The sequence below is a fragment of the Sphaerospermopsis sp. FACHB-1194 genome (assembly GCF_014696235.1).
In the GTDB taxonomy this organism is placed as follows: Bacteria; Cyanobacteriota; Cyanobacteriia; order Cyanobacteriales; family Nostocaceae; genus Sphaerospermopsis; species Sphaerospermopsis kisseleviana.
On the sequence record NZ_JACJPU010000023.1, the window covers coordinates 1 to 26190 of the forward strand.

General features: G+C 37.6%; 21 protein-coding genes and 2 pseudogenes. 14 read left to right on the forward strand and 9 right to left on the reverse strand.

Annotated features, from left to right (window positions below):
- The 5 genes from H6F45_RS14380 to truB all read left to right on the forward strand — a co-directional run.
- On the forward strand, nt 1-635 hold a 635-nt coding region (locus H6F45_RS14380; RefSeq protein ID WP_190347505.1), incomplete at its 5' end, for an RNA-guided endonuclease TnpB family protein.
- A gap of 65 nt (nt 636-700) precedes the next feature.
- On the forward strand, nt 701-2746 hold the full coding sequence (ligA, locus tag H6F45_RS14385) for an NAD-dependent DNA ligase LigA (protein ID WP_190347506.1): 2046 nt from the start codon (nt 701-703) through the stop codon (nt 2744-2746).
- Between the two features lie 525 nt (nt 2747-3271).
- Entirely contained in the window at nt 3272-4195 is a 924-nt protein-coding gene (locus H6F45_RS14390) for a DMT family transporter (protein ID WP_190347507.1), read from the forward strand.
- A 520-nt stretch (nt 4196-4715) separates the two neighbouring features.
- Complete coding sequence (locus H6F45_RS14395; RefSeq protein ID WP_137668635.1) at nt 4716-6482, forward strand: alpha/beta hydrolase; 1767 nt, start codon at nt 4716-4718, stop codon at nt 6480-6482.
- Between the two features lie 122 nt (nt 6483-6604).
- Nucleotides 6605-7483: a tRNA pseudouridine(55) synthase TruB gene (gene truB, locus H6F45_RS14400; RefSeq protein ID WP_137668634.1), complete on the forward strand. Its 879-nt coding sequence runs from the start codon at nt 6605-6607 to the stop codon at nt 7481-7483.
- Between the two features lie 141 nt (nt 7484-7624).
- Here truB and H6F45_RS14405 read toward each other — a convergent pair whose 3' ends face one another.
- The 3 genes from H6F45_RS14405 to queG form a co-directional block, all read right to left on the reverse strand.
- Nucleotides 7625-7921 (reverse strand): hypothetical protein, encoded by a 297-nt coding sequence (locus H6F45_RS14405; protein WP_096572906.1) that lies wholly within the window; start codon nt 7919-7921, stop codon nt 7625-7627.
- Between the two features lie 135 nt (nt 7922-8056).
- Nucleotides 8057-8692 (reverse strand): HAD-IA family hydrolase, encoded by a 636-nt coding sequence (locus tag H6F45_RS14410; protein ID WP_096572503.1) that lies wholly within the window; start codon nt 8690-8692, stop codon nt 8057-8059.
- Nucleotides 8667-9638, reverse strand: a complete 972-nt coding sequence (gene queG / locus H6F45_RS14415) for a tRNA epoxyqueuosine(34) reductase QueG (RefSeq protein WP_190347508.1) — start codon at nt 9636-9638, stop codon at nt 8667-8669. Before queG ends, H6F45_RS14410 begins: the two co-directional genes overlap by 26 nt.
- 309 nt (nt 9639-9947) lie before the next feature.
- Here queG and H6F45_RS14420 point away from each other — a divergent pair, with 309 nt between their 5' ends.
- From H6F45_RS14420 to H6F45_RS14445, 6 genes and pseudogenes are all read left to right on the forward strand, one after another.
- Entirely contained in the window at nt 9948-10469 is a 522-nt protein-coding gene (locus tag H6F45_RS14420) for an orange carotenoid protein N-terminal domain-containing protein (RefSeq protein WP_137668631.1), read from the forward strand.
- A gap of 171 nt (nt 10470-10640) precedes the next feature.
- On the forward strand, nt 10641-11048 hold the full coding sequence (locus H6F45_RS14425; RefSeq protein WP_096572500.1) for a ketosteroid isomerase family protein: 408 nt from the start codon (nt 10641-10643) through the stop codon (nt 11046-11048).
- Nucleotides 11049-11357: 309 nt separating this feature from the next.
- A pseudogene (locus tag H6F45_RS14430) lies at nt 11358-11786 on the forward strand (IS5 family transposase); the annotation flags it as partial.
- An 87-nt stretch (nt 11787-11873) separates the two neighbouring features.
- A complete protein-coding gene (locus H6F45_RS14435; protein ID WP_190347509.1) occupies nt 11874-12260 on the forward strand; it encodes a transposase in 387 nt (128 codons plus the stop codon).
- 365 nt (nt 12261-12625) lie between these two features.
- Nucleotides 12626-13198, forward strand: a complete 573-nt coding sequence (locus H6F45_RS14440; protein ID WP_190347364.1) for a hypothetical protein — start codon at nt 12626-12628, stop codon at nt 13196-13198.
- 104 nt (nt 13199-13302) lie between these two features.
- Nucleotides 13303-13884 (forward strand): annotated as a pseudogene (locus H6F45_RS14445) (IS5 family transposase); the annotation flags it as partial.
- Between the two features lie 44 nt (nt 13885-13928).
- Here H6F45_RS14445 and mtnA read toward each other — a convergent pair.
- The 4 genes from mtnA to hemW all read right to left on the reverse strand — a co-directional run bounded on the left by mtnA (nt 13929) and on the right by hemW (nt 20091).
- On the reverse strand, nt 13929-14963 hold the full coding sequence (gene mtnA / locus H6F45_RS14450) for an S-methyl-5-thioribose-1-phosphate isomerase (protein ID WP_190347544.1): 1035 nt from the start codon (nt 14961-14963) through the stop codon (nt 13929-13931).
- Nucleotides 14964-15531: 568 nt separating this feature from the next.
- Nucleotides 15532-17550, reverse strand: a complete 2019-nt coding sequence (locus H6F45_RS14455; RefSeq protein ID WP_190347510.1) for a cation:proton antiporter — start codon at nt 17548-17550, stop codon at nt 15532-15534.
- Between the two features lie 102 nt (nt 17551-17652).
- Entirely contained in the window at nt 17653-18372 is a 720-nt protein-coding gene (locus tag H6F45_RS14460; RefSeq protein ID WP_190347511.1) for a Sir2 family NAD-dependent protein deacetylase, read from the reverse strand.
- Between the two features lie 549 nt (nt 18373-18921).
- A complete protein-coding gene (gene hemW / locus H6F45_RS14465) occupies nt 18922-20091 on the reverse strand; it encodes a radical SAM family heme chaperone HemW (RefSeq protein ID WP_190347512.1) in 1170 nt (389 codons plus the stop codon).
- Nucleotides 20092-20387: 296 nt separating this feature from the next.
- Between hemW and H6F45_RS14470 the strand changes: the two genes are divergently transcribed.
- Complete coding sequence (locus tag H6F45_RS14470; RefSeq protein WP_190347513.1) at nt 20388-21464, forward strand: PIN/TRAM domain-containing protein; 1077 nt, start codon at nt 20388-20390, stop codon at nt 21462-21464.
- 125 nt (nt 21465-21589) lie between these two features.
- Here H6F45_RS14470 and H6F45_RS14475 read toward each other — a convergent pair whose 3' ends face one another.
- Nucleotides 21590-22687 carry an aromatic ring-hydroxylating dioxygenase subunit alpha gene (locus H6F45_RS14475; protein ID WP_190347514.1) on the reverse strand — a complete coding sequence of 366 codons (1098 nt, stop codon included), beginning with the start codon at nt 22685-22687 and terminating at the stop codon, nt 21590-21592.
- A 184-nt stretch (nt 22688-22871) separates the two neighbouring features.
- On the opposite strand from H6F45_RS14475, the gene H6F45_RS14480 reads away from it, so the two are divergent.
- Nucleotides 22872-23351: a YbjN domain-containing protein gene (locus tag H6F45_RS14480; protein WP_137666959.1), complete on the forward strand. Its 480-nt coding sequence runs from the start codon at nt 22872-22874 to the stop codon at nt 23349-23351.
- Nucleotides 23352-23476: 125 nt separating this feature from the next.
- The gene (locus H6F45_RS14485; protein WP_190347545.1) at nt 23477-24157 is read left to right on the forward strand and encodes a biotin/lipoate A/B protein ligase family protein; all 681 of its coding nucleotides are present in this window, start codon (nt 23477-23479) and stop codon (nt 24155-24157) included.
- Between the two features lie 486 nt (nt 24158-24643).
- Here the strand turns inward: H6F45_RS14485 and purH are convergent, their stop codons facing one another.
- Nucleotides 24644-26179 carry a bifunctional phosphoribosylaminoimidazolecarboxamide formyltransferase/IMP cyclohydrolase gene (purH, locus tag H6F45_RS14490; protein WP_190347515.1) on the reverse strand — a complete coding sequence of 512 codons (1536 nt, stop codon included), beginning with the start codon at nt 26177-26179 and terminating at the stop codon, nt 24644-24646.
- Nucleotides 26180-26190: the final 11 nt, after the last annotated feature.

The window sequence follows — 26190 nt, forward strand, 5'->3', positions numbered from 1 at the left end:
AAGAGTTTGTAGGAGTTGATTTAGGAATAAATCATCTAGCAATATTATCAACAGGAGAAGTATTTGATGGAGTAAAAAGTTATAAAAAGTATGAGAAAAAGTTAGCAAGAATGCAATATTTGAACCGTCATAAACAAAGAGGTTCAAATAATTATAGAAAAGCCCAAATCAAAATAGCAAGATTACACCAAAAAATAGCCAACATCAGAAAAGATACATTACACAAAATTACTACCTATATTAGCAAAAACCACGCGGTGATAGGGATAGAAGATTTGAATGTATCTGGGATGTTAGCAAATGGGAAATTATCAAAAGCTATAGCCGATATGGGCTTTTATCAATTTAGAAGGCAGCTAGAATATAAAACACAACTGTATGGTAGTAAGTTAGTAATTGTGGATAGATATTATCCCAGTAGCAAGACTTGCTCAACTTGTGGAGAAAAGAAATCATCACTCTCATTATCTCAAAGAGTGTTTAAATGTGATAGTTGTGGCTTTGAGATTGACAGAGATTTAAACGCTGCGATTAATTTAAAACAAGAAGCGGTCAGATTGATCGTGTTAGCCTGTGGACTAGATAGTGCCGACACTGCTAGGGTGAAACAGGAAGAAAAAGCCAACTTTTGTTAGCATTAGTTAGCTTTTTTGTATCGGATAATTATTAATTATTTACTAGATATTTTGCTATGAGTTTTATGATCCAAACCCACCCTGAAGCTAAACGTGTAGAAGAATTGCGACGTTTATTACAACAAGCCAGCTATGCTTACTATGTCCTCGATGCACCAATAATGGAAGATACGGTTTATGACCGACTGTATCGAGAATTACAGGAATTAGAAACGAAATATCCAGAATTAATCACTCCTGATAGTCCTACTCAGCGTGTGGGTGAACGACCAGCAACTCATTTTACATCAGTACGGCATAATATACCTCTATATAGTTTGGAAAATGCTTTTAATGTTGAAGAGTTGCAAAATTGGGATCAACGTTGGCAGCGACACATACCACCTCAGTATTCTCTGGGGGAAGCGGACTATGTAGCGGAATTGAAAATTGATGGTGCGGCTTTGGCGTTGACTTACCAAAATGGTATTCTGGTAAGAGGTGCAACTAGGGGTGATGGGGTGATGGGTGAAGATATTACCCAAAATGTGCGGACTATTCGCTCTATTCCCTTACGTTTGAATTTTGACGGTTTGGCAGAAATTGAAAAGGTGGAAGTACGGGGAGAGGTATTTTTACCTTTGGAAGTGTTTAAACAAATTAATGAGAAAAGGCAAAAAGCAGGTGAACAGTTATTTGCCAATCCGCGTAATGCTGTAGCTGGTACGTTAAGACAGTTAGATTCGCGTATTGTTGCCCAACGTCAATTAGATTTCTTTGCTTATACTCTGCATATTCCCGGTTTGGATGATGCTAGTATTGCTAATACCCAATGGGAAGCTTTGGAATTGTTACAAAGGCTAGGCTTTCGCGTTGATACTAATCATAAACTCTGTCATTCTCTCAGTGAAGTTGCGGAATATTACCAATATTGGGACACGGAACGGCTAAATTCACCCTATATGACGGATGGGGTGGTGGTAAAATTGAATGCTTTTAAGCTGCAAGAACAACTAGGGTTTACACAGAAGTTTCCCCGTTGGGCGATCGCTCTCAAATATGCAGCCGAGGAAGCGCCTACTCGTGTAGAAAATATTACTGTCAATGTAGGCAGAACCGGAGCATTAACACCTTTGGCGGAAATGCGCCCCGTACAATTAGCAGGTACTACTGTTTCCCGTGCTACATTACATAATAGCGATCGCATTCAGCAATTAGATATCCGTATTGGTGATACTGTCATTGTTCGCAAAGCTGGGGAAATTATCCCGGAAGTAGTACGGGTAATTAAAGAACTACGCCCTGCAAATACCGAACCTTTTATCATGCCTACCCATTGTCCTGTATGTGGTCAACCGGTGGTGCGAGAATCAGGAGAAGCTGTTACTAGATGTGTAAATGCTTCCTGTCCTGCCATTCTCAAAGGAGAGATTGAACATTGGGTAAGTCGGGATGCTTTAGATATTAAAGGAATGGGTGAAAAACTGGTGCATCAACTGGTAGATAAAAGTTTAGTCCATTCTGTTGGCGATTTATACGAATTGACAGAAGACAAGTTATGTGCATTAGAAAGGATGGGGAAAAAGTCAGCGCAAAAATTAATCAGTGCGATCGCTCAATCCAAAAATCAACCTTGGTCCAGGGTATTATATGGTTTAGGCATTCGTCATGTAGGTAGCGTCAACGCCCAATTATTAACCGAGAAATTTACCACCGTGGAAAAATTAGCCGCTGCAAAACAATCTGATATAGAAGGTGTTTATGGTATCGGTGCAGAAATTGCCCAATCAGTTTCTCAGTGGTTTCGCATCAGTGCAAATCAAACTTTAATTTCTCGTCTTCAAGCCATTGGGTTACAATTAGCTAACATCGAAACACCGAAAATAACAAGTGAAATTAATCCCAATATTGCAGGTAAAACCTTTGTGGTAACGGGTACTTTACCTAATTTAAAACGCGATGAAGCAAAAGCATTAATTCAAAAAGCTGGTGGGAAAGTCACTGACTCTGTGAGTAAAAAAACTGATTTTTTAGTTGTAGGTGCTGATGCAGGATCTAAATTAGAAAAAGCGCAATCTTTAGGAATTAAACAGTTAAATGAGGCACAGTTATTAGAGATGTTAAAGGAGTAATATGAAAAATTCATAATTGATAATTAATAATTCATAATTAGGTGACAAATAATGATTTAAAATCTACTTGAAACCAGTCCGCTGAAAGCAGTACAGGGAATCAAACCCTTGTAAATGATGTTTTAAATTGTGAATTATGAATTACTAATGATTAATCATGTTAAAATATACCCGGATCACATAATCAATGGCAGGAAGTAATTATCTATTCTTCAATCCTGAATCCGCAGGTGATCTCACTTGTATTGGGAGCATACCAATTTTGCGAAAATAAACGCACCCACACCAAAAACTCTCGCTTAACTCTCTTACCTTTGTGTCCTTTGCGCCCTTTGCGGTTCAATCATATCAGACCCTTGGATCATTTTATGTCGTTAGATAAAAATAAATTTACACATTTGGGATGCTCCCCTTGTATTCTTTTAACAAAATGATATCATCACGGGTTAATGACTCATAATCACTTTTTTCCTATTCCCCATTCCCAAACCTAAAATATATGATAAATAATCCCATGAAATTAATATGATACATCAAACTTCCGTCCGCTGGCGTTTAGGACTAAGTTTATCGTTACTTACGGTGTTTTTATGGGGAATTTTACCAATTGCCTTAAAGGTAACACTACAAGTTTTAGATGTCTATACCGTTATTTGGTTTCGGTTTTTGATGTCGTTTATATTGCTGGCAATTTATTTGTTTGTACAAAAAAAATTACCAACAATCGAACAATTACGTTCTAGTTCGGGAAAATTATTAGCAATAGCGACAATATTTTTGGGAGGTAATTATTTTCTCTTCATGCAAGGTTTAGCATTAACAACTGCCAGTAATGCAGAAGTAATTATTCAGTTATCTACTGTGTTATTAGGTTTTGGGGGTTTAGTTATTTTTAGAGAACGTTATACATTATGGCAATGGTTTGGTGTTAGTGTCTTAACTTTAGGGTTTTTATTATTTTTTAAAGCTCAAATTACCAATTTAATTACAGCCCAAGGACAATATCTTGTAGGTAGTGGATTACTTGTATTAGGTGCTGTTTGCTGGGCTATTTATGCCTTGGCACAAAAGCAACTATTACAATCTTTATCATCTTATCATATTATGCTAATTATTTATGGCGGCTGTGCTTTATTATTTACGCCATTTACCAAAGTCTATAAAATTTTTAATCTCGATTTTCTGCATTTATCAATGTTATTATTTTGTGGTTTAAATACTTTAATTGCTTATGGTTCTTTTGCTGAATCTTTAGAACATTGGGAAGCTTCCAGAGTCAGTGCAGTTTTAGCTTTAGCTCCCATTGTCACTTTAATAGCTGTGGAGTTGGTAGCGGGTATTTTTCCCCAGCTTATTCCCCCAGAAAATATTACCTTAATAGGAATTATTGGCGCTTTATTAGTTGTTTCTGGTTCAGTGGCGATCGCCTTGGGTAAGTCTGCAAAATAGAATTTACTGGAAAATTCAGAATTTCCGAAGTTTTTTCAAATAGTTCTTCTCTAAATAGATCAACATAATTAAACGTAAAATAATCTGTGGATAGATCCCTGACTTCTTGAAGAAGTCGATGATTTGAGTCTGAGGTTTTTTAATGTTGAGTTACTGTTCAAAAACAAAGATATTTGATTTTGCAGTCTCATGCAATACAAAAAACATAATTTTTACAAAAATTTTCACAAGGTTTAGATTTATTTACTCTAGAAAGCTACATCATAAACACTGAGGCAAGAGTTTTTTTTATTTACTAAAATTTTCAATATATATCTATATAAATCAATAGACCCACATCCATTTAGGTACAAATTGCTCTAATGATTGAATAGCTAAATTTTTATTTCAGCAGACAAAAAAAGCTCAAAACTATCCAGAACACAGATGTAATCAATAGTATATAAATTAATCAACAGGGTGTTTTAATAACTACCAAATTTAACGCCTCGCTAGACAACATCACGGAAACATTTGAGCGATGAATAGTTTGTTTGGTAACTTTTCCAGCAGCTGGAAAAAAAAATTCTTATTGCTGGTGCTTTCAATGTTGCTGCCAACATTTGGAATGAGTAATTCTGTGATGGCAGCAGAGCAAATTTACGCTGCTTATTCTATCCTGGAAATTCCTATTCCTGTGATGAGTTTAGAAACCTATACAAAAACAGGAATAATTGATGATAAATTAGCAGTTTATCAACAATATATTTCATCTGATAAACTGCAAAAATTACGCAAAATTTTACTTAGTAATGTCAAAATTACTCCCGCAGTTGCGTCACAATTTCTCCACACCCAGCAAGGGGAATTTATGCTGCAACGTTTGGCTAAATTAATTACAGCTAAATCTCCTCAAAATGATTCAGAGATTGAGGATTTACGTACTGCGATTATTTCAGCGTCTGGGGAACCAGAAGGATTAACGTTATTAAATTTATTACGCAATTATCCTAGCAGTAGTATTCGTCTTAACTTAGCTGATAGCTTAGAGATAGCTGGTGAACTGGAAAATATAATTAGTGAAACTCAGCAAGCGATCGCCATACTTCAACAACAATCAAAAATAGAAGCTGCTACTATTCCCAAGAAAAATTTATCCTTCTTAGCAAATTTACAAAATCCTGGTATTTTTACATTTAAAAAATCTACGCTGGAATTTTTTGATATCACCAGAGATCGACATTTATTAACGGATATTTATATTCCCAATCTTCAAAATACCACACCAGTAATTGTGATTTCTCACGGCTTGGGTTTAGATAGCAGTAACTTTCGTTATTTAGCCAAACACTTAGCATCTCATGGATTTGCCGTTGTTGTCCCTAATCATCCTCATCTATTTTTCAACAATAGAAATAATAGGAAACTACAAGAAGCAAATGAATTTATTAATAGACCTTTAGATATAAAATATATATTAGATAAACTAGAAAAAGCTAACCAGTCTGATGGTGAATTTAAAGGTAAATTAAATCTGCAACAAGTGGGAATATTTGGTCAGTCTTTTGGTGGTTATACTGCATTAGCTTTAGCCGGGGCAAAAATCAACTTTCAACAACTACAAAAAGATTGTCAACCAGATGAGCTACAAGATACCTGGAATATGTCTTTATTGTTGCAATGTCGCGCTTTGGAATTGCAAAATAAATCTACACAACAAGAGAATATTAATTTACGAGATCAGAGAATAAAAGCCGCGATAGCTGTTAACCCCATCACCAGTTCTATATTTGGTGAATCTGGTTTAAATCAAATGCAAACTCCTGTGATGTTTATTGGTAGCAGTGAAGATACTGTAGCACCAGCTTTATATGAACAAATCCTACCTTTTTCTTGGTTAACTAATCCCCACAAATATCTTGTTATGCTTGTTGGTGCAACTCATTTTTCTAGCATTGGTAATAGTAACCCTGGAAGTCAACAAATAGCATTACCCCCAGACATGGTTGGTAATGCTTCACAATCGCGTGCTTACATCAATTCTTTAAGTTTGCCTTTTTTCCAAACTTTTGTATATCAAAAACCACAATATCTTCCCTACCTCAACGCTGGTTATGCTCAAACTATTTCTAGTCAATCTTTAGGTTTAAGTCTCGTAAAATCTCTGAACACTCTACAGTTAGCACCAATATTAGAGCATAATCATCAACCAGCTATACCCAAAAAAAAACTCTCTTTAACTATAGTCAGATGGGGATTTTGGATATTAAATATTGGTGTTTCCCTACTACATTTGTTGATTTTTTAGTGATGTTGTTTGTTTAACTCTTTATTCCTACACTGTAATTAAATAGAAAATGCTATATAATTAATTACGTTCGCGCCAGCGTTCCGTAGGCTCTATTTCTAATTAACAATTACGAATTATTTGTGCAGGGTTTTATCAATTTAAACAAACCTGATGACTGGACTTCCCATGACTGCGTAGCACGAGTCAGAAAACTGTTGCGTTTAAAACGAGTGGGACACGCAGGAACTTTAGATCCAGCAGCTACAGGAGTTTTACCCATCGCTTTGGGTAAAGCCACCAGATTATTACAATATTTACCCGGTGAAAAAGCTTATAAAGCTACCGTGCGTTTTGGGGTGCGTACTACTACTGATGATTTACAAGGGGAAGTTATCACCTCTCAACCTTGTCCTGGCTTAAAATTAACCGCCATAGAAACCGAAATACCCCAATTTATCGGTAAAATTGAGCAAATTCCCCCTAGTTATAGTGCGATTCAAGTTGAAGGTAAACGTCTGTATGATTTAGCACGTCAAGGAGAAATTGTGCAAGCACCAGTGAGAACGGTAGAAGTATTAAAAATAGAGATTTTAGACTGGCGTGATAGTGATTTCCCGGAATTGGATTTGGCGATCGCCTGTGGTGCAGGAACATATATTAGAGCGATCGCCCGTGACTTAGGCATACTTTTAAACACAGGAGCAACCCTCGCCGCCTTAACCAGAACAGAAAGCAGCGGATTTTACTTAGAAAACAGCCTCACCTTCACAGACATAGAAAACCAACTGCAAACCGGCACATTTCAAACCATCTCCTCAGATGCAGCATTACAACAACTATCACCCGTAAGCCTACCAGACACATTAGCCAAAAAATGGTGTCAAGGACAGAAAGTTCCTGTAAATCTCGAAATTTCAGATTTAGTAAGAGTTTATGAACAAGACAACCGCTTTTTAGGAGTTGGAAAAATCCAAGATCAAATATTAATACCCCAAATGGTTTTTGAACCTATTTCTTAATATTCAAACCCACAATATTCTTTTCGCAAAGTATCATAAACATCGGGTATACAACCACGCATTTAAAGGCGAAAATTTTTTGAAGTGGGGTATAAATACCCCTGACAAAAACGGACTCCTGCCTTCTGCCTCTTGCCTTCGTTATTCCCAAGTTCCCACATCCCGTAAAATACTAGGAATCTCACCTTGGGATAAGGGAAACTCTAAAATAGTTTCTCTATATCCCAAATATCCCGACTCAGTAAAAGACATCAACATCCGCGCCAACGCTAACCAAACCTCAAACTCATATTCCCAATCACTACCACGTCTAGCACGACCAGCAATAGAACGTAAAGCCCAAAAATAAGAATTTCTGACCACCGAACTACCTTTTTTAAATTCTGGTACATCCTCATGGTGAATAAATAAAACATTATTTTCAATTCTCGCTCTCATAATAATTTTATATTTTCGGCAAACCCTAATGACTGATTACTGATAAAAGTTGGTAAGGCCAAGTAGGAATGCGTTTGACATCCCCTGTTATTGTTCCTTGAGACTCAATAGATTCTCAAGTTTTCAAACAACCTCTTAGCAATTTTTGATTACTTCTAATAGTTCACTAGGATGATTAATTAAAAAATCAGGATTTTCCTTAGCTAGTGCTTCAGGAGAATTAAAACCCCAAGTAACAGCAACTACTTTAATATTAGCTTTTTTGGCTGCTTCTACATCTCTGGTTTCATCTCCCACATAAATTACTATTTGTGGTTTGATTTGCTTTTGTCTTAATACATTATTAATTATAGTTGTTTTCCCAAAAATTGTTACTCCTGAGTGAATAAATTCAAATAAATAATCTAAATCATGACATTTGAGAAATGCACTTACATTTTCTTGAGAATTAGAAGTAATAATTCCCAATCTATATTCTTTATTTTTGAGTTCTGTAAGTGCTTCTTTAATTCCTGGTATAGATTCTAAATCTTTGATTTTGTTTTTTAATTCCCCTTTAACTTTTTTCACTAAAAAAGGTATCTTAAACAAAGATATACCTGAATATCTAATAATTTCTCTAGAGGTTAAGTTCCTTAATAGAGTCAGTTCATTAGCAGATATTTGTACATAACCAAACTCTACAGCTAACCGATTGGCAATAGTTACAAGAGCATCTACTGTATCTGCAATTGTGCCATCAAAATCAAAGATGATTACTTTTCGAGTCATTTTTTAGTTTAGATGAGTCAAGATTAGCGCGGGCATTTCTTCGTAACATTTTGGGTTTAATGCGTCGCAAAGCTGATGCTGTAAATCGTCTATCCCACTCCTCATCTGTGATTTGTGCTAATTCTACCAGTTTGGGCGCTAAATTTTCAGGATATGGTTGAAAATCTGTAACATCAGTTATTTGAGCAAAACGCTGATTCCACGGACATACATCTTGACAAATATCACAACCGGCAACCCATCCATGCAAGTTAGTTTTAATATTTTCTGGTAATGTTTCTGCTCGATTTTCAATAGTGTGATAAGCAATGCACCTGTTAGCATCGACTACGAACGGTTGAGTAATTGCAGCAGTAGGACAAGCTTGGATACATCTTGTACAATTACCGCAATGTTGGGTAGCAGAGCGATCGCTCTCTAACTCAATATTAGTTAATATTTCTCCTAAAAATACCCAAGATCCATACTCTCTTGTAATGAGATTACCATTTTTGGCAATCCAACCAATACCAGCTTTTTGCGCCCAAACTTTATCTTGTACTGGTCCGGTGTCTGCATAATATCTGGCTTTTATACCTTCACCCTGTGATTCTAACCAGGTAGCCAGTTGTTTTAGTTTCTTGTGCAGTACCTTATGATAATCTCTTCCCCAGCCATAACGGGAAATTTTCGCGTATTCTTCCCCTTCTGGATGTTGATGTGGTGTGTAATAATTTAACGCCACACAAATCAGCGATCGTACTTCTGGCATTACCAAACTAATATCCTGACGTTTTGGGTTTCCCATCCATTCCATATCAGCGTGATAACCCATTGCTATCCATGATTGCAGCTTTTGAATTTCTGTAGCGTCTACCCCTTCTACCGCAGCAAAACCCACTTTGTGAAAGCCTATCTCTTGGGCTTTCTCTTTGATGACACTACTAGTTAAGCTACACTTTTTCATGTTTACACTCCTTCCTGGTGTAGTTGCTAAGTTTTTTGTGTTAATGAACCGCAAAGTACGCAAAGTACACAAAGCAAGACTAGGAGTAATTTTTTACCTCAAAGGGGTTAATCAGAAAAATTGCTTTGACATTATACACAATATCATCATTTTTTTTATTTGTTCTCCTTAACTCTATGATTTGTAAATTTTATTTGCATTTTGTTAAGAAATAATGCAAAATAGTTGACAAGAGGTCAAGCAACCCAGAGTGATGCCCACCTCCCACTGATTAACAACAAATTTAGTTAATAAACTGTGGTGAATATAATGACTTTCACTTCTGATTCAGCTTCAACCCGCTTTTCTGGTGCTTTAAACTACAGCAACCAAACAATTGATACTGTCACCTCAACCATTGCTGTATTTAAAGCCCTCAGCATTGATGACCAACTAGCAGTTTTGTGGTACGCATACACAGAAATGGGTAAATCCATTACCCCAGCCGCTACAGGTGCAGCTAGATTACAACTGGCAGAAGGTTTGTTGAATCAAATCAAACAAATGTCTCATGCAGAGCAGTTAGAAGCGATGCGTGATTTAGCTGGTCAAAAAAATACTCAAGTTTCTCGCTCTTACGGTATTTTCAGTGCTAACACTAAGTTAGCTTTCTGGTACGAATTAGCAGAATTAATGGCAAAAGGTTTTGTAGTACCGGTACCACCAGGTTATCAGATTTCCCGTGATGGCGCACAAGTTTTACAAACTCTCAAAGAATTAGATTTTGGTCAGCAAATTACAGTTTTCCGCAAAGTAGTTACAGAAATGGGTGTTGATCCTTTAGCTGACTAATTGCTGATATTCTTCCAACCTCAATGTCTTTTTACAATTTTATTCCCAGGTAATTACTTGGGAATAATTTATTTTTAGGAGTCAGGAGTCAGGGGGAAGTTAATAACCCAATTCCCCATTCCCAATTCCCAATTCCCAATTCCCCATTCCCCATTCCCAGCAGTTAAAAATATGAATATTACTATTGAAGGAATTACAGAACCAACTATATTGCGTTATTTTACCACTTTAAACGCAGGTGATTTTACAAATACTGCGGCATTATTTACTGAAGATGGTTTGATGTATCCACCTTTGGAGTCTGCGGTTATGGGACGAAATGCGATCGCTTCCTATCTCCATCAAGAAGCGCAAGACATTAAAGCCGAACCCCACCAAGGAATTATTGAAAATTCAGCAGATCAAAAAATCCAAATTCAAGTTACAGGTAAAGCACACACTTCTTGGTGTAGTGTTAATGTTTTATGGTTATTTATCCTCAACCCACAACAGGAAATTCTAGAAGCTAAAATCAAACTTTTAGCTTCACCCCAAGATTTACTTTCCCTGCGTCCACCAAATAAAGAATATACTAAGTAAGTCGGCTTGAAAAAACCGAGGTATGTTACAAAAGGTAAATCCCCTGAAAGTCTCTTCCCTCTTGCCTTTTGCCTCTTGACTTTTGCCTTGCCATAACGATAAATTTTAACGCCTACCTACTTATTACGCCATTCAATAATTATACAATTGCTTCACTTTACCTCTGGAAAAAATGCCAAGTCTCCACCTATTACGGTGGGAACTAAAACTGCACGGTCTAAGAGGATGTTTGAAAAGTCGGAAAGGATGTAAAAAATCTCTCTCAGTATAAGCTGTGAATAGTGAATAGACAGCACGCCTGTAAGCAACATGAGTAAAGCATACCCCAGCAATCTGACTCGTGACCAGTATGAATTGATAAGTGACATGATTCCAGAACCAAAACCAGGAGGTCGTCCGCGTGAAGTCGATATGTGGGAAATCCTGAACGCGATATTTTATGTGTTGGTAGAAGGAGTCAGATGGCGGAGTTTGCCTGGGGATTTTCCAGCATGGCAGACAGTGTACACATATTTCCGCAATTGGCGGAAGGATGGAACATGGTTGCGTATCCACGATAGCCTACGAGATTGGACAAGGATTGAAATCGAACGTCATTCTTTACCGTCTGAGGCGATTATCGACAGCCAAAGTGTGAAAAGTGCGGCAATGGTGAGTCAATCAGTGGGCTTTGATGCAGGCAAGAAAATTACAGGGCGTAAGCGATTTCTGACAGTCGATACCTTGGGTTTAGTCTTAGAGGATGTTTGAAAAGTCGGAAAGGATGTAAAAAAGCTCTCTCAGTATAAGCTGTGAATAGATAATAAACAGGACCCAGAGAGTAGTATGAGTAAAGCATACCCCAGTAACCTGACCCGTGACCAATATGAATTAATCAGCGACCTGATTCCAGAGCCTAAACCTAGAGGACGCAAGCGTGAAGTCAATATGTGGGAAGTCCTAAACGCGATTTTTTATATCTTGGTAGAAGGAGTGAGATGGAGAGCATTACCAGGGGAGTTTCCACCCTGGCATTGGATTATTCAGGTAGTTCTTCGACCAGAGCAGACCAAGGGCTTTACTTTACTCAAAAAACGTTGGGTGGTGGAACGCACTTACGGTTGGTTGATGGGGTGTCGGCGATTAGTCAGAGATTATGAGTTATTACCCGAAACCTCTGAGACTTTTATCTACCTTGCCATGATCCGTATTATGGTGAGGCGACTTGCTTAAATTTTGACTGCCAAAAACTTTTCAAACACCCTCTAATGGTTTAGTGTGCAAATAGCGGCTGGTAGTAGCAACGGAAGCGTGTCCTAAACTTTAACTAACCAGATGGATAGGTGCGCCCCGGTCTAGCAGCAATTCTCATTTTAAGGTTTCATGACATTTAAACCCTTACATTCATAGGGTTTTACAATTCTTAACAAATCCGGGGTTCGCTGAAATGGCGCAAACTCGTTTCAAAATGAGAATTGCTGTCCAAAATCAGCTTAATTTCTGTTATAAAAAGCGATAGGGGGTAGTACCTACCCCTGAAAATTAATCGAGATGTTAATTGCTGAATTATATTAGCGTATTGTTTCAGGAGGTTAAAAATGAAGTTCTTAGATAATTATAAATTCTCAAAAATTCAAATTACATTAGGTATTTTTTTTCTGTGTTTAGTTGGAATGATAGGGTTTAGTTTATTTAAAGTGTTTCTTGCAGATACACCCGAAAGAAGTACCAATAAATATTTAAAAGCATGGAAAGAAAATAATGTTAACGAGATGAAAAAATTAAACTGTTTTTCTAAAGAGGTTTTAGATGCTCCTAATTTTGATGTTCAGTCATGGGATATACAGTCATGGAATATAATAGAAACAAAGGAGAATAATGAAAACATGGACTCTAAATATTTTAGCATTTTTGTAAAAGTAAATTACTTTTATGGTAATAATTCTATCAAACGTACAATTGTTTTTGATGTATGGAATAGTGAAGAATTATTTGAAGCTGGTAAAAGAGCAATAGATAGCCATCAACAAAGCGTAGCCAAAATTTTGGATTACACAAATGAATGGTTAGGTAAGCCTACTGAAAGTCACCGTGATAACCCTATTATTGTAAATCGTGAGTCTTATTCACTAGAAAAGTACTGTATTTATAAAATGAAGGAGGATAGTTAGGGTTGCTTCGACCTTTAGAGGATGTTTGAAAAGTCGGAAAGGATGTAAAAAAGCTCTCTCAGTATAAGCTGTGAATAGATAATAAACAGGACCCAGAGAGTAGTATGAGTAAAGCATACCCCAGTAACCTGACCCGTGACCAATATGAATTAATCAGCGACCTGATTCCAGAGCCTAAACCTAGAGGACGCAAGCGTGAAGTTGATATGTGGGAAGTCCTAAACGCGATTTTTTATATCTTGGTAGAAGGAGTGAGATGGAGAGCATTACCAGGGGACTTTCCACCCTGGCAGACAGTGTACACATATTTCCGAAACTGGCGTAAAGATGGGACATGGTTGGACATCCATGACCGTCTGCGCGAGTGGACAAGAATTGAACTCCAGAGGCATCGGTGTCCATCAGAGGCGATTATCGACAGTCAAAGCGTCAAAAGCGCAGCAATGGTAAGTCAAGCTGTGGGCTATGATGCGGGTAAGAAAATCACGGGACGCAAGCGATTTATGACAGTTGATACCTTGGGGTTAGTCTTACGAGTCTTGGTGACAGCAGCCAATGTGGGCGAGCGAGAAGGGGTAAAACAGGTTCTCACACGAGTTCAAAAATCTCCACACCAGGTATCTCGTCTGACAACTATCTGGGTAGATGGTGGTTTTGACGGTGAGCCGTTTATGCAGTGGGTCATGTATTTTAACTCTTCCTTACCCTACCGTGAATTTTTCAGAAAATCTTAATTATGATGACACTTTACCAACTCCCCAGGAACAAAAGCACCATTTTCTGTAATAATGGCAGTAATTAAATCTGCGGGAGTAACATCAAAAGCAGGATTATAAAATTCTACTCCTGAAGGTGTCAAAACAGTATCACCAACTTGATAAACTTCTGAAGGATGACGTTCTTCAATAGGAATTTGACTACCATTAGCTAAGGTAAAATCAATAGTAGAAATCGGTGCAGCGACAAAGAACGGAATATTATGAGCTTTAGCTACAATTGCTAAACTATAAGTACCGATTTTATTAGCAGTATCTCCATTGGCAGCAATTCTATCAGCACCGACAACCACCGCATCAATTAAACCTTGTTGCATACAATGGGCGGCCATATTATCAGTAATTACAGTAACGGGAATTCCTTCTTGTACGCATTCCCAAGCAGTGAGTTTTGCACCTTGTAAACGGGGACGGGTTTCATCTGCAAATACTCGTGTGAGTCTTCCTTCTCTCCAAGCAGAACGCACTACACCTAAAGCAGTACCATAACCAGCGGTTGCTAAAGCACCGGCATTACAGTGAGTTAATATGATTAACTTTTCTGGGGTTTTGGGTAAAACTGTTAAACCGTGATCACCGATTTTTTCACAGGTTTGGATATCTTCAGCGTTGATAGTTTGGGCAGTTTCTAGGAGAATTTGTTTAATTTCTGCTATTGTTCCCAGAGTTTCATAAGCTGTTTGCATCATTCTCCCAATTGCCCAAAATAAGTTTACCGCAGTGGGACGGGTAGAACGCAATAACTGGGCGACTTGTTCTAAACGGTTTAAAAATTCCGTGCGATCGCTGGTTTCAATTTCCCTTGCACCCAAATACATCCCGTAAGCAGCTGCAACACCAATAGCCGGCGCACCTCTAACTATCATAGTTATAATGGCTTCGGCCATGTCTTCGCTACGATTAATTTCTACCACTGCATACTCATTTGGTAAACGGGTTTGATCTATGAGTAAAACTGAGTTATTCTGCCAAACAACGGGATAAAGCATAAATGGGTAATGGGTAATGGGTAATTGGTGATTGGTAATAGCAAAACTGTCACCTGTCACCTGTCACCTGTAACCTAAGATTTTGGAAAATAAAGAATCATCATAGCAACTTTGGGATGATTATGAGCGATATCGCAAATCTTTCTGATCATCTGCGTTTTTTGCTTAACAATTTTTAACATGATTTTGACCCAAAAATCCCAAAAAAGTTTCAACACTCGTTTTTACCCTCAAATTATTGAGAATGGTTGCGAATGACTCAACGTAATTTCAAGGGTCTTGACTTCTGACAGGGTTGTGTTATGATATTCTTGAAGATAATCCAGGGGATTTATATACCCAAAAACTGAAATTCCCACTGGGTCAGATTTTTTATTGGAATTTATAATATAGAATAGAAAACGCAGATGAACGCAGATAAACGCAGATTAGTTTTTCAGTTTTCATCTGAATAAATGGGATATTTGATTTAAATTAATAGGGGCTATTAATTGAGAAACAGGTTATTAGCGATGGGGAAAGATCAAATTTTAAATTGATTACCCAGTCACCAATCACCAATCACCCACTACTGGGGAAAATAAAGAATCATCATTGCAACTTTGGGATGATGATGAGCGATCGCTTCGGGAATATGACCAAGTAGGGAAAATATCTGGCTTTTTTGTGCCACAGTTCCATTTAACAATAATAAGTCATTAGGTTTGAGTAACCGTGAAACTTCTCTCACAAAATTACCCTGCAATTTTTGTACAGGGATATCTGCTGGTATCCCATCAGTTAAATCAATATCTACTCCTTTGCTACTGACGACTTGTAAAAGTTGTAAAGATGCTTTTAATTCGGTGGCTAAGGTTTTAGCTAATTTAATATTTTGGGTAAAAGAAATAGCTTTAGCTTGTTGATTGGTAAAAGCTAAAAATACTCTTGATGTATGTTCAATAGGTAAAGGAAAACGACTGACTAAAACTGGTACAGAACTGCGTTGCACAATTTTATCAATCACACCACCAAATAAATTTTCCTGGTAAGTTGAATAACCTTTCCAACCACAGACTATCACACTAGCTTGCTTTTCTTCTGCTACTCTAGCAATTCCTTTATCAATTGATTCATCAATTCTGCCAATTGGTAAAACTTTAGTAACTGCGGCATGGGCGATCATTTCTGCATTGGAAAGTAATTGATTTTGTCTAGCTTTATCTGCGGGGGAGATTGGTTCACCTTGTTCTATTAAAATGTGTAGAGGTAATAAAGTACCGGCAGAAGATTTAGCTAAGATCATTGCTAACTTTAATAAGTTATCTTCAGTATTGGGGTTAGCTACAGGAACTAAAACACGGTCTCCTAATTTTTCACCTTGAGGTTTTTGGGTAGTAGCATCTTCTGGTTTGATTTTTTTTCCCCATTTTGCTGTCACCCAAGGAGAAGCAATACAGGTAACTAAAATCATAGCTATTGTACCATTGACTGTTAATTGATCTACCAATTTGATATTATAAGCAACAGTAATTGCGGCTAAGGTAGAAGCAGCTTGAGCTACTGACAACCCAAATATCACCATAATTTTATCATGGTTAAAAGCAAATAATTTACCTGCACCCCAAGCAGGTAGATATTTAGCGATAATAGCAACTGTCACCATTACTGCTGATACTATTAAAGATTTTGGTTCTTGAATCAGAATTTTGGGATTTACCAACATTCCCACAGAAATGAGGAAAAATGGTACAAATAAAGTATTACCAATAAATTGAATCCGATTCATTAACGGACTAAGTTGGGGGATTAATTGGGTAATAGCAACCCCCGCTAAAAAAGCGCCAATAATCGGTTCAATTTGGACCACATCTGCACCGTAAGAAACCACAAACAAAGTAGCGAGAACAAAAGTAAACTCTGCCCCTTCATCATGTCCAAATTTTCTAAAAAACCACTTTCCTAACCGGGGAACACCCCAAAGAGTTAGGAATGTGTAAATGATGAGAGAAGGAATTAACAATAACCAAAATTGCAAAGTTAAATTACCTTGATGCGCCCTGACAACTACCGCTAATACTAATAGTGCCAAAATATTAGTAATTAAAGTACCGCCGAGAGTAGTAGTTAAAACTTGCGATCGCATAATTCCCAATTTACTAGCGATGGGTAAAGCTAATAATGTATGGGAAGCAAAACAAGAAGCCACCAAAATAGCAGGTAAAAAACCATAACCTATGGCTAACATTGCCACCGTACCCAAGATCATCGGAATAGCAAATGTCAACAACCCAAAAATTAACGCCTTATCCGCGTTATATTTCATGTCATCCAGGCTAGTTTCCAAACCTGCCATAAACATGAGAAACAACAAACCAACAGTACCCAAGAGGACAATAGTGCTATCCCGTGCTAATAATCCCAACCCATGAGGACCAACTATTACCCCCGCCAAAATTAAACCTACAATACCTGGAAGGCGTATTTTTTCAAATAATAGGGGTGCAATCAGCATTATCCCTAAAATCGTCAAAAATACGGGTACAGGTTCTTTAATGGGCGTTGAAACCACAGCCGGCAATAAAAAATTAATTGCATCTATGTTCATAGATATTTCTCAGGTAGGACGTTGGCACTCCACTAACAATATCTATTAATTTCTCAAAACACAAATACCTTTAGTAAGTATTTTGAGATAGATTTTCGGGAATTAAGTAAGTTTTTCCTTTAAAGACTCTACTAACACTGGTAAATATTCTGTAGCTTTACCTGGAAGCACGGTAAACCCGGTTAATAATTCAGCATGGGGATGAGGATCGATAAAATATTTTACTGGTACATTTTGAAAAAACTTTAATAAATTTGCTGCTGGATAAACTTGTGCGGAAGTTCCCACTACAATAAACACATTTACCTGATTTTGAATTTTATATAAATCATCAACTCGCATATCTACAGCTTCCCCAAACCAAACCACATCAGGACGTAATTTTTTACCACACTTTGGACATAAATCACCCCATTGTACAGGTTTATTTATTGGTGATTTATAATCACATTGCCATTCTGAATACATAGGGGGAATATCAAAATGCCATTCACATTTTTGATAATCTATTCTGCCATGAATATGCCAAACATTTTTTACTCCAGCTTTTTCTAATAAAGTATCAATATTTTGAGTAATGCAAACCATATCAAAATGATTAGCTAATTCTGCGATCGCAAAATGAGCAGCATTAGGTTGACATTGCTGCATTTTTTCAAAACCTTGGGCGTAAAAATCCAAAACCAATTTTTGATTTTGCATCCAACCCAAAGGTGTAGCAACATCTTCTATTTTGTATCCTTCCCACAGTCCCCCAGCACCTCTAAAAGTGGGAATACCACTTTCTGCGGAAAGTCCCGCACCACTAAAAACAACAATCATAATTTTTCAAACCTTCTTCTCGTTTTCTCGTTCCCAGTCTCAGACTGGGAATGCTATTTTAGATTCTCTGACTCTAGTGTAAACGTTTCTTATCTGAATCAGGATATCCAGGATTTGAGGATTTTCAGGATGTTATTTAATGATGGTTGGTTACGCACAAGTCATAGAAGAATGAACCACGTTCACCGGAGGTGTTCTCGAAGGGTAGGAAAGAGGTTTTTTTGACTCTCTGCGTCTGGAGCGTGAGCTACCTTAACAATTCTTAACTCAATTTTCCCAAAAAAGTTTCACCTCGCATTTTTCACCCAAAATTATTGAGAATAGCTGCGAATGACTCAACGTAATTTCAGGGGTCTTGACTTCTGAGAGGGTTATGTTATGATAGATTTTAGAATAATCCAAGGGAGAATTATATCATAAATCGAAATTTACAGGATTATTCCCTATTCCCTACCTCCACGAAAAGACTTTCTCAGCAACTCCTATCTATATTATAGGTTTAAGTTGATTACTGATTACTGATAGCTGAATGCTTACTCAAAATTGATCTTATTCTCCCATTTTATCAAATAAATCTGCTAACACAACATTAGAAAATAAAAACCCATCAGGATCAGTTAACCGCAATTTTTCCCCCATAATTTGTACCCAACCTTGATCAAAATAAGGGTGCAAACATTGTTTAATTTTTTCTACTTTTTCTGTACCAAACTTTTGGGTTAAAGTCTTTAAATTCAAACCCGATGCTAAACGCAAACCCAGCATTAAAGTTTCTAACAATTCTTCCTCTATAGGTGTGATGTCACAATCAATTATTGCACCATTTTCTAACCATTGATAATATTCTTTGGTTTTACGAGGACGGGTAAAGCGTTTACCTTGTACATAACTAGCTGCACCCATTCCGAAACCGTAATAAGACAGATTTTGCCAATAAACTAAATTATGTTGACATTGATATCCGCTTTTGGCATAGTTAGAAATTTCATAATGTTCATAACCTGCATCTGTTAATATTTTTTGCCCTAATTGATACATTTTGACAGTGGTTTCATCTGTCGGTAGCGGTTGATCTCCTGGTTGGTAATAACGTCCGAAAGCTGTACCCGGTTCTATGGTTAAATCATAAATAGAAATATGGGTAGGGGCAATTTCTACCGCTTTAGTTAGGGAATTTTCCCATTGATCTAAAGACTGATGTGGTAAACCAGAAATTAAGTCTATGCTAAATTCGGGTATTTCGACTTGGTGAATTAAATCAATAGCTGCAAAAATATCTTCAACTGAGTGCGATCGCCCTGCAATTTTTAACAATTCTGCTGGAAACGTTTGCACACCTAAACTTACCCGGTTCACACCTGCATTTTTATATCCTGTGATATGTGCTAAATCAAAAGTACCGGGGTCCATTTCCATTGAAATTTCTACCCCAGATGCAATGCCAAAACGCTTTTCTAATGTTGTTACAATCTGTTGTAATTGTTCTGTAGATAACAGCGAAGGTGTACCACCACCAAAGAAAATGGTTTTTAAAGGTTGATTAAAAGTGGGTGCAGAGTTTATTTCTTGACAAACTGCCTCAACATATTGACTAATTGTATGTGATGTTTCACCCCGTGAGCGATCGCCCACCACAAACACCGGAAAATCACAATAAAAACACCGCCGCCGACAAAAAGGAATATGTACATAAGCAGCAGTAGGAACAGAAAAACTCATAATATTTTAGATTTGAGATTTTAGATTTATTTAATATCTACATTAGGTGATAAATTGCCCATTACCAATCACCAATTACCAATTACCCATTACCCATTCTCAGTTTCTTTACAACAATTCATCTTTTGATAACAAAAATAATAATAATTATGCAAGGAAAAGTCTTTGGGTATAATGTTTGCATAATTGTATTAACTGGTAAACCTATAGTGTAAGTTCATATTTCCCAAGCAATCACCGTTGAAATAAAAAATACCTTACCCTAATGGGTAAACACAGTCGCAGGAAAAATTATCATGCTTGATTTCACTATCATTCTCTCATTTATTATCGCCTCTGCGGGAATCGGTTATTTCAGTACCGACCTCCTCCCCCCTGGAACTCTTGACGGAGTAACCAACCTAGACGCTTTACGCTTAGTTGTTGCTGTCTTTGCTGCTATCATCGGTGGTGCAGTGGGTTTAAGTTTCCAGACTACTTACCGTCGTTTAGAAGCACAAGTGAAAGAAATGCCTCTAGAAGTCATTTTAACTCGTGCTATTGGTTTAGTAATTGGGTTGTTACTGGCTAATTTAATGTTAGCCCCGCTATTTTTATTACCCATTCCCGCAGATTTCAGCTTTATTAAACCTCTAGTAGCTGTTGTTGGCAGTATCATACTTTCCGTAACGGGTATGAATTTAGCAGATACCCACGGACGGGGTTTATTACGCTTAATTAATCCTAACACTGTGGAAACTTTAGTAGTGGAAGGAACTCTCAAACCTGCAAATACTAAAGTTTTAGATACTAGCTGCATTATTGATGGCCGCATTGAAGCATTGTTAGAAACGGGATTTTTAGAAGGAGTAATAATTGTCCCCCGGTTTATTTTACAGGAACTGCAACAAGTCGCTGATGCCAGTAAAGATGTAAAACGGGTGCGAGGTAGAAGAGGTTTAGACATTCTCAACCGCATCCGGGAAACTTACCCAGAAAGGATTGTAATTAATTCTGTAGACTATGAAGAGATTCATACAGTTGATGCAAAACTGGTAAAATTTGCCCAAGAAATTAACGGAACACTGTTAACTAATGACTACAATTTATCAAAAGTTGCTAGTGTGCAGAAAGTCCCAGTTTTGAATGTTAATGACTTGGTAAATGCGGTGCGTCCTTCTTATTTACCTGGTGATAATATTGATTTGAAAATTCTCAAAGAAGGTAAAGAACCAACTCAAGGTATTGGTTATCTTGATGATGGAACAATGGTAGTTGTTGAGGAAGGAAGCGGTTTTGTGGGTGCTGAACTACGGGTAGTTGTCACCAGTGCTTTACAAACCTCAGCAGGGAGAATGATTTTTGCGAAACCTCAAGCTTCCGCTTTAGCGTGAGGGAAATGCTAAAAAAAATAGCTGTTTTCTAATCCCTGATTTCTTGAGTCAGGGATTTTGTATTTTAATCCTGACTCCTGACTCCTACTGTATCAACACCTCACCCAATTTTGCAACTTGATTTTTCAACTTGATTTTTCAACTTGACTTTTCATCAATTTTTGCACACTTACCAAAGCTCGATTTAACTCATAATTTCTAATTTCTGGATTTTGTAAAAAAGCTTGTTGTTCTTCTTCTATCATTTTTACATCTTGTACCACCAAACCGTCAAGTAATTTCTGTGCTGCACCAAATAAGCTATCTTTAATAAACCGCCTAAACCATACAGGTAATTTGTGTAATCTCCAAAACGCATTGAGTGAGGTAAAATGAATTAAATAGGCTTTAGTTTCTGTCTCGTTTACTGGACATAATAAACAGTAAATTTTAAAATCATTACCCAAGGTAGAAACCCAATGAGGATAAACATAACTCACATCTAGTGGTTCAGGATGCAACCGACGCAAAGCAGGGAAAAATAATTGGGAGATTGACCAAATTTTATCTATTTTATAATAACTTTGGGCTGTATAATGGGCATGAACTTTATTTTCATCTTCATCAATATTTTGCAGTGATGCTTCCGCCCAAGCTTGTAAATCTTGATGCAAATGTCCGTGATACATATCCATCAAATTTTCAATTAAATAAGAATAATGGGCTTGAGTTTGAATCACGGAAACTGTGGCAATATAATTTAAATTATCCCATTCTGGTAAACCCATTGGTTCTATATTTGGTTCTATATTTGGTTCTATATTTGGTTCTTTATTTCCCGGAAATAACCAAATAAAACCATCTTGTTCTTTCACAGGATAACGGCGAATTTGACAAGTTGGCAATTTTTGATTATCTGCTAAATAGGGAACTGCTGCACATTCACCTTCACTATTGAACCGCCAACCATGATAAGCACATTCTAATTCGTTTTTTATTACTTGCCCATGACTCAGTTTAACTTGACGATGAGGACAACGATCTTCTAAGGCGTGAACTTTTCCTGTACTATCTCGATAAAGTGCGATCGCCTGTTTCCAAATCGTTACAGCCAATGGGTTATTTGTGACTTCATTACTCCGTGCAACTACATACCATTGATTGGGGTTTATTGCTAATTTGCGGACACTTGTTTGTAAATTTGGAGAAATAGAAGCATGATTGCCAGGTATTATTTGTTGCATAAAATATTAATAATTAGGTATATTCCAAGATATAATATAGAAATCATATTTGATTTTTGCCTTTATTTCTTCTTTCCTGTTCCCTGTTCCCTCTTCCCTAAACTTGTGACACAAGCCAATTTTGCCTACAAACGATAAAGTAGTTGTAGATTAAAGCAGTAACTATATTGAGGAAAAAATCTGTATGACAAGCTACCAAGAAACCCTCACTCCTGATGAATTAGTTGATGAACTTATTGCTGAAACATCGGCTCCTAGTCATGTAGAATTAATTGAAAACGTCATTAGCACCCTACAACAAGATAATAGCGCAATGGTGAGTCACACACCAGATGGTGCTTATCTTTGGAAGTTTAAATATGGAACAGTGGAAGTATTTGTACAACTCACAGGTACTACTGATGAAGATACTATCACGGTTTGGTCTGCGGTGCTGAAATTACCTGCTAAAGATGAACCAAAATTAATGCGTTATCTGTTAGAGTTGAACTGTACCGTTACCTTGGAAGCTCGTTTTGGCATTATTGAAAATCAGGTGGTTGTCATTTGCACACGCACTGTAGCAGAATTGTCACCAGGGGAAATTTCCCGTATTATTACTATTGTTGCTACCATCGCGGATAACTATGATGAGCCTTTGATAGATGAGTTTGGTGCAGCATAGGCAATTTTGGATTTTAGATTTTAGATTTTAGATTTTGGATTTTGGATTTTAGATTTTAGATAGATTTTGTGGTAAAACAGGTTTGGCGACTAATTCCTTATTTTGCAGCTGCTGGTAAAATACAAATGGCAGTTGATAGATGGTTGCTAGAACAGCATGAGTCAGGAAAACATCCTTCTACTCTGCGGTTTTATACTTGGTCGCCTCCTGCGATTTCTTTGGGTTATCATCAAAAAAAATACCCGGAACATTGGCAAAATCTCACCACCAATTTAACTGGGGATGGTGATAAACTGGATTTAGTACGTCGTCCTAGTGGTGGTAGAGCAGTTTTACACCAAGGAGATTTAACCTACGCAGTCATAACTTCAGAAATACCGGGTAGTCGTTTACAAGCTTATACAAAGATTTGTGAATTTCTGATTGCTGGATGGCGATCGCTCGGTGTAGAGTTAAGCTATGGTCAAGCTGGCCGTGGTTATATTCACAACCCTAACTGTTTTGCAACTGCCACAGGTGCAGATTTAATTTTAGCAGATGGTAGTAAATTAATTGGTAGCGCCCAACTGCGACGGGGAAGGGCAATTTTACAACATGGTTCTATAATTTTACACCCAGATGGGGATTTATTTAAACAAGTCTTTGGGAAAGATACTTTTACTCCTGTGAAACTACCTGAAAATATCCATCGGGAAAAAATAATAGATGCGTTAATTACTGCTGCTTGTGATAGTTTTAATATGCAGGTTGAAATACAACCACTTTCTGAAATTGAGTGGAAAAACATTTTAGATAAATTGGCATAGATATTAATATTGGTTTTTATATTTCATACTATGCAAAAAACGTCCGGGAGTGTTGCCGTGTTTCCACCCCAGACGCTTTTTGAACTTTGCTCCTCACACACAACTAGAATATATCACTGGTTCAATAGAATAGCAAGAGTTTTCTTGGAAATTTTATATTAGTAAATTAAATATATCGTTTGCAGGGAAAATACAGCCAAATAAAAAACGCCTGGGAGTGTTGCCGTGTTTCCACCCCAAGCGTTTTTTAGTTCAACTTACTCCTCACACACAAAAATCATGTTAACTGTACCGATCAAAAAACGGATCTATTGAGTGCCACTTTTACAACTGCACTAATGTTAGGGACTGGGGACTGGTGACTGGTGACTGGTGACTGGTGACTGGGGACTGGTGACTGGTGACTGGGAATGTTTATTATTTTCCATCACAAAATACGTACCGATTTTACAGGATTAATTATTTCCCAATCACCAATCACCTAAATTAGTGTAAGAAATGCCTTACACCAGTGACAACCATCAATAAACCCAGTTCATCAGCAGCTTGGATAGAGTCTTTATCCCGCAGACTTCCCCCTGGTTGCACAATAGCAGTAATTCCCGCAGCAGCAGCAGTTCTCACGGTATCATCAAAGGGGAAGAAACCATCACTAGCTAAAAATGCACCTTGGGTTTTTTCTCCCGCTTGTTCCAGTGCTATTTTTGCCGAACCTACCCGGTTCATTTGTCCCGCACCTACTCCTAAAGTCGTTCTATCTTTGCTGATGACAATAGCATTAGATTTAACGTGTTTACAAACTTTCCAAGCAAATAATAATTCTGCTAACTCAGCCGGTGTGGGTTGACGTTTGGTGACAACTTGCCATTTAGCGGTATCGGCAACGATATCATCCGCAGTTTGCACCAAGAAACCACCAGCGATCGCTCTTACTGTTTCTTTGGGTCCAGTCAACAAATCTGGTAAAATCAGCACTCTGACATTACCTTTCTTAGTTAAAATTTCCTTGGCTTCTTCATCACAACCCGGTGCAACCACGCATTCTAAAAATGTCTTTGTTAATTCCGTCGCTGTGGCTGCATCAATAGCCCGGTTTAAAGCCACAATACCACCAAAAGCTGATGTAGAATCAGCATTAAAGGCTTTTTGATAAGCATCAAAAATTGTTTCTGCTTCCGCAGTTCCACAGGGGTTAGTATGTTTAATAATTGTCGCTGCCGGACTTGCGGTAAACTCAGCAATAATGCGGCGTGCAGCTTCCAAATCTACCAAATTATTATAACTGAGTTCCTTACCTTGCAGTTTCGTTGCTGCTGCCCAACCAGTGGGTTTAGTTCCCGTTTGATACCATGCTGCGGGTTGATGGGGGTTTTCTCCATAACGCAGAGGTTGAATTTGTGTACCGGAAACCGTGTAAGTTTCTGGTAAACCTTCGCTTTGCGTACCCGCTAGGTAAGCTGCAATGGCGTTATCATAACTTGCGGTGTGCAAAAATCCTTTTAAAGCGCATTTTTGGCGAAATTCTAAAGAAGCAGAGCCATTTTGGCGTAATTCCTGCAAATACTCATCATATTGATCAGGATTACATAATACTGTAAGGTGGGCAAAGTTTTTTGATGAAGCGCGTAACATTGCCGGACCGCCAATATCAATTTGTTCTACTGCGTCTGCTAAGGTGACACCGGGTTTAGCAATGGTTTGCTCAAAAGGATAAAGGTTAACGACGACGAGATCAATAGGACGAATTTGGTTATTTTCTAAATCTTTGACATCTTGTTCTAAATCGCGCCGTGCTAAAATTCCGCCATGTATGCGGGGATGGAGAGTTTTTACCCGACCGCCTAAAATTTCTGGTGATCCTGTATAATCTGAAACTTTTGTCACCGATATTCCCGCATCTTTCAGGGTTTTGGCTGTTCCCCCACTGCTGATGATATCAAAGCCAAATTCCTCAACCAAGCTGCGGGCTAGGTCAATTATACCAGTTTTGTTAGATACACTCAGCAATGCCAGACGCGCCATAGTTCCCCTGT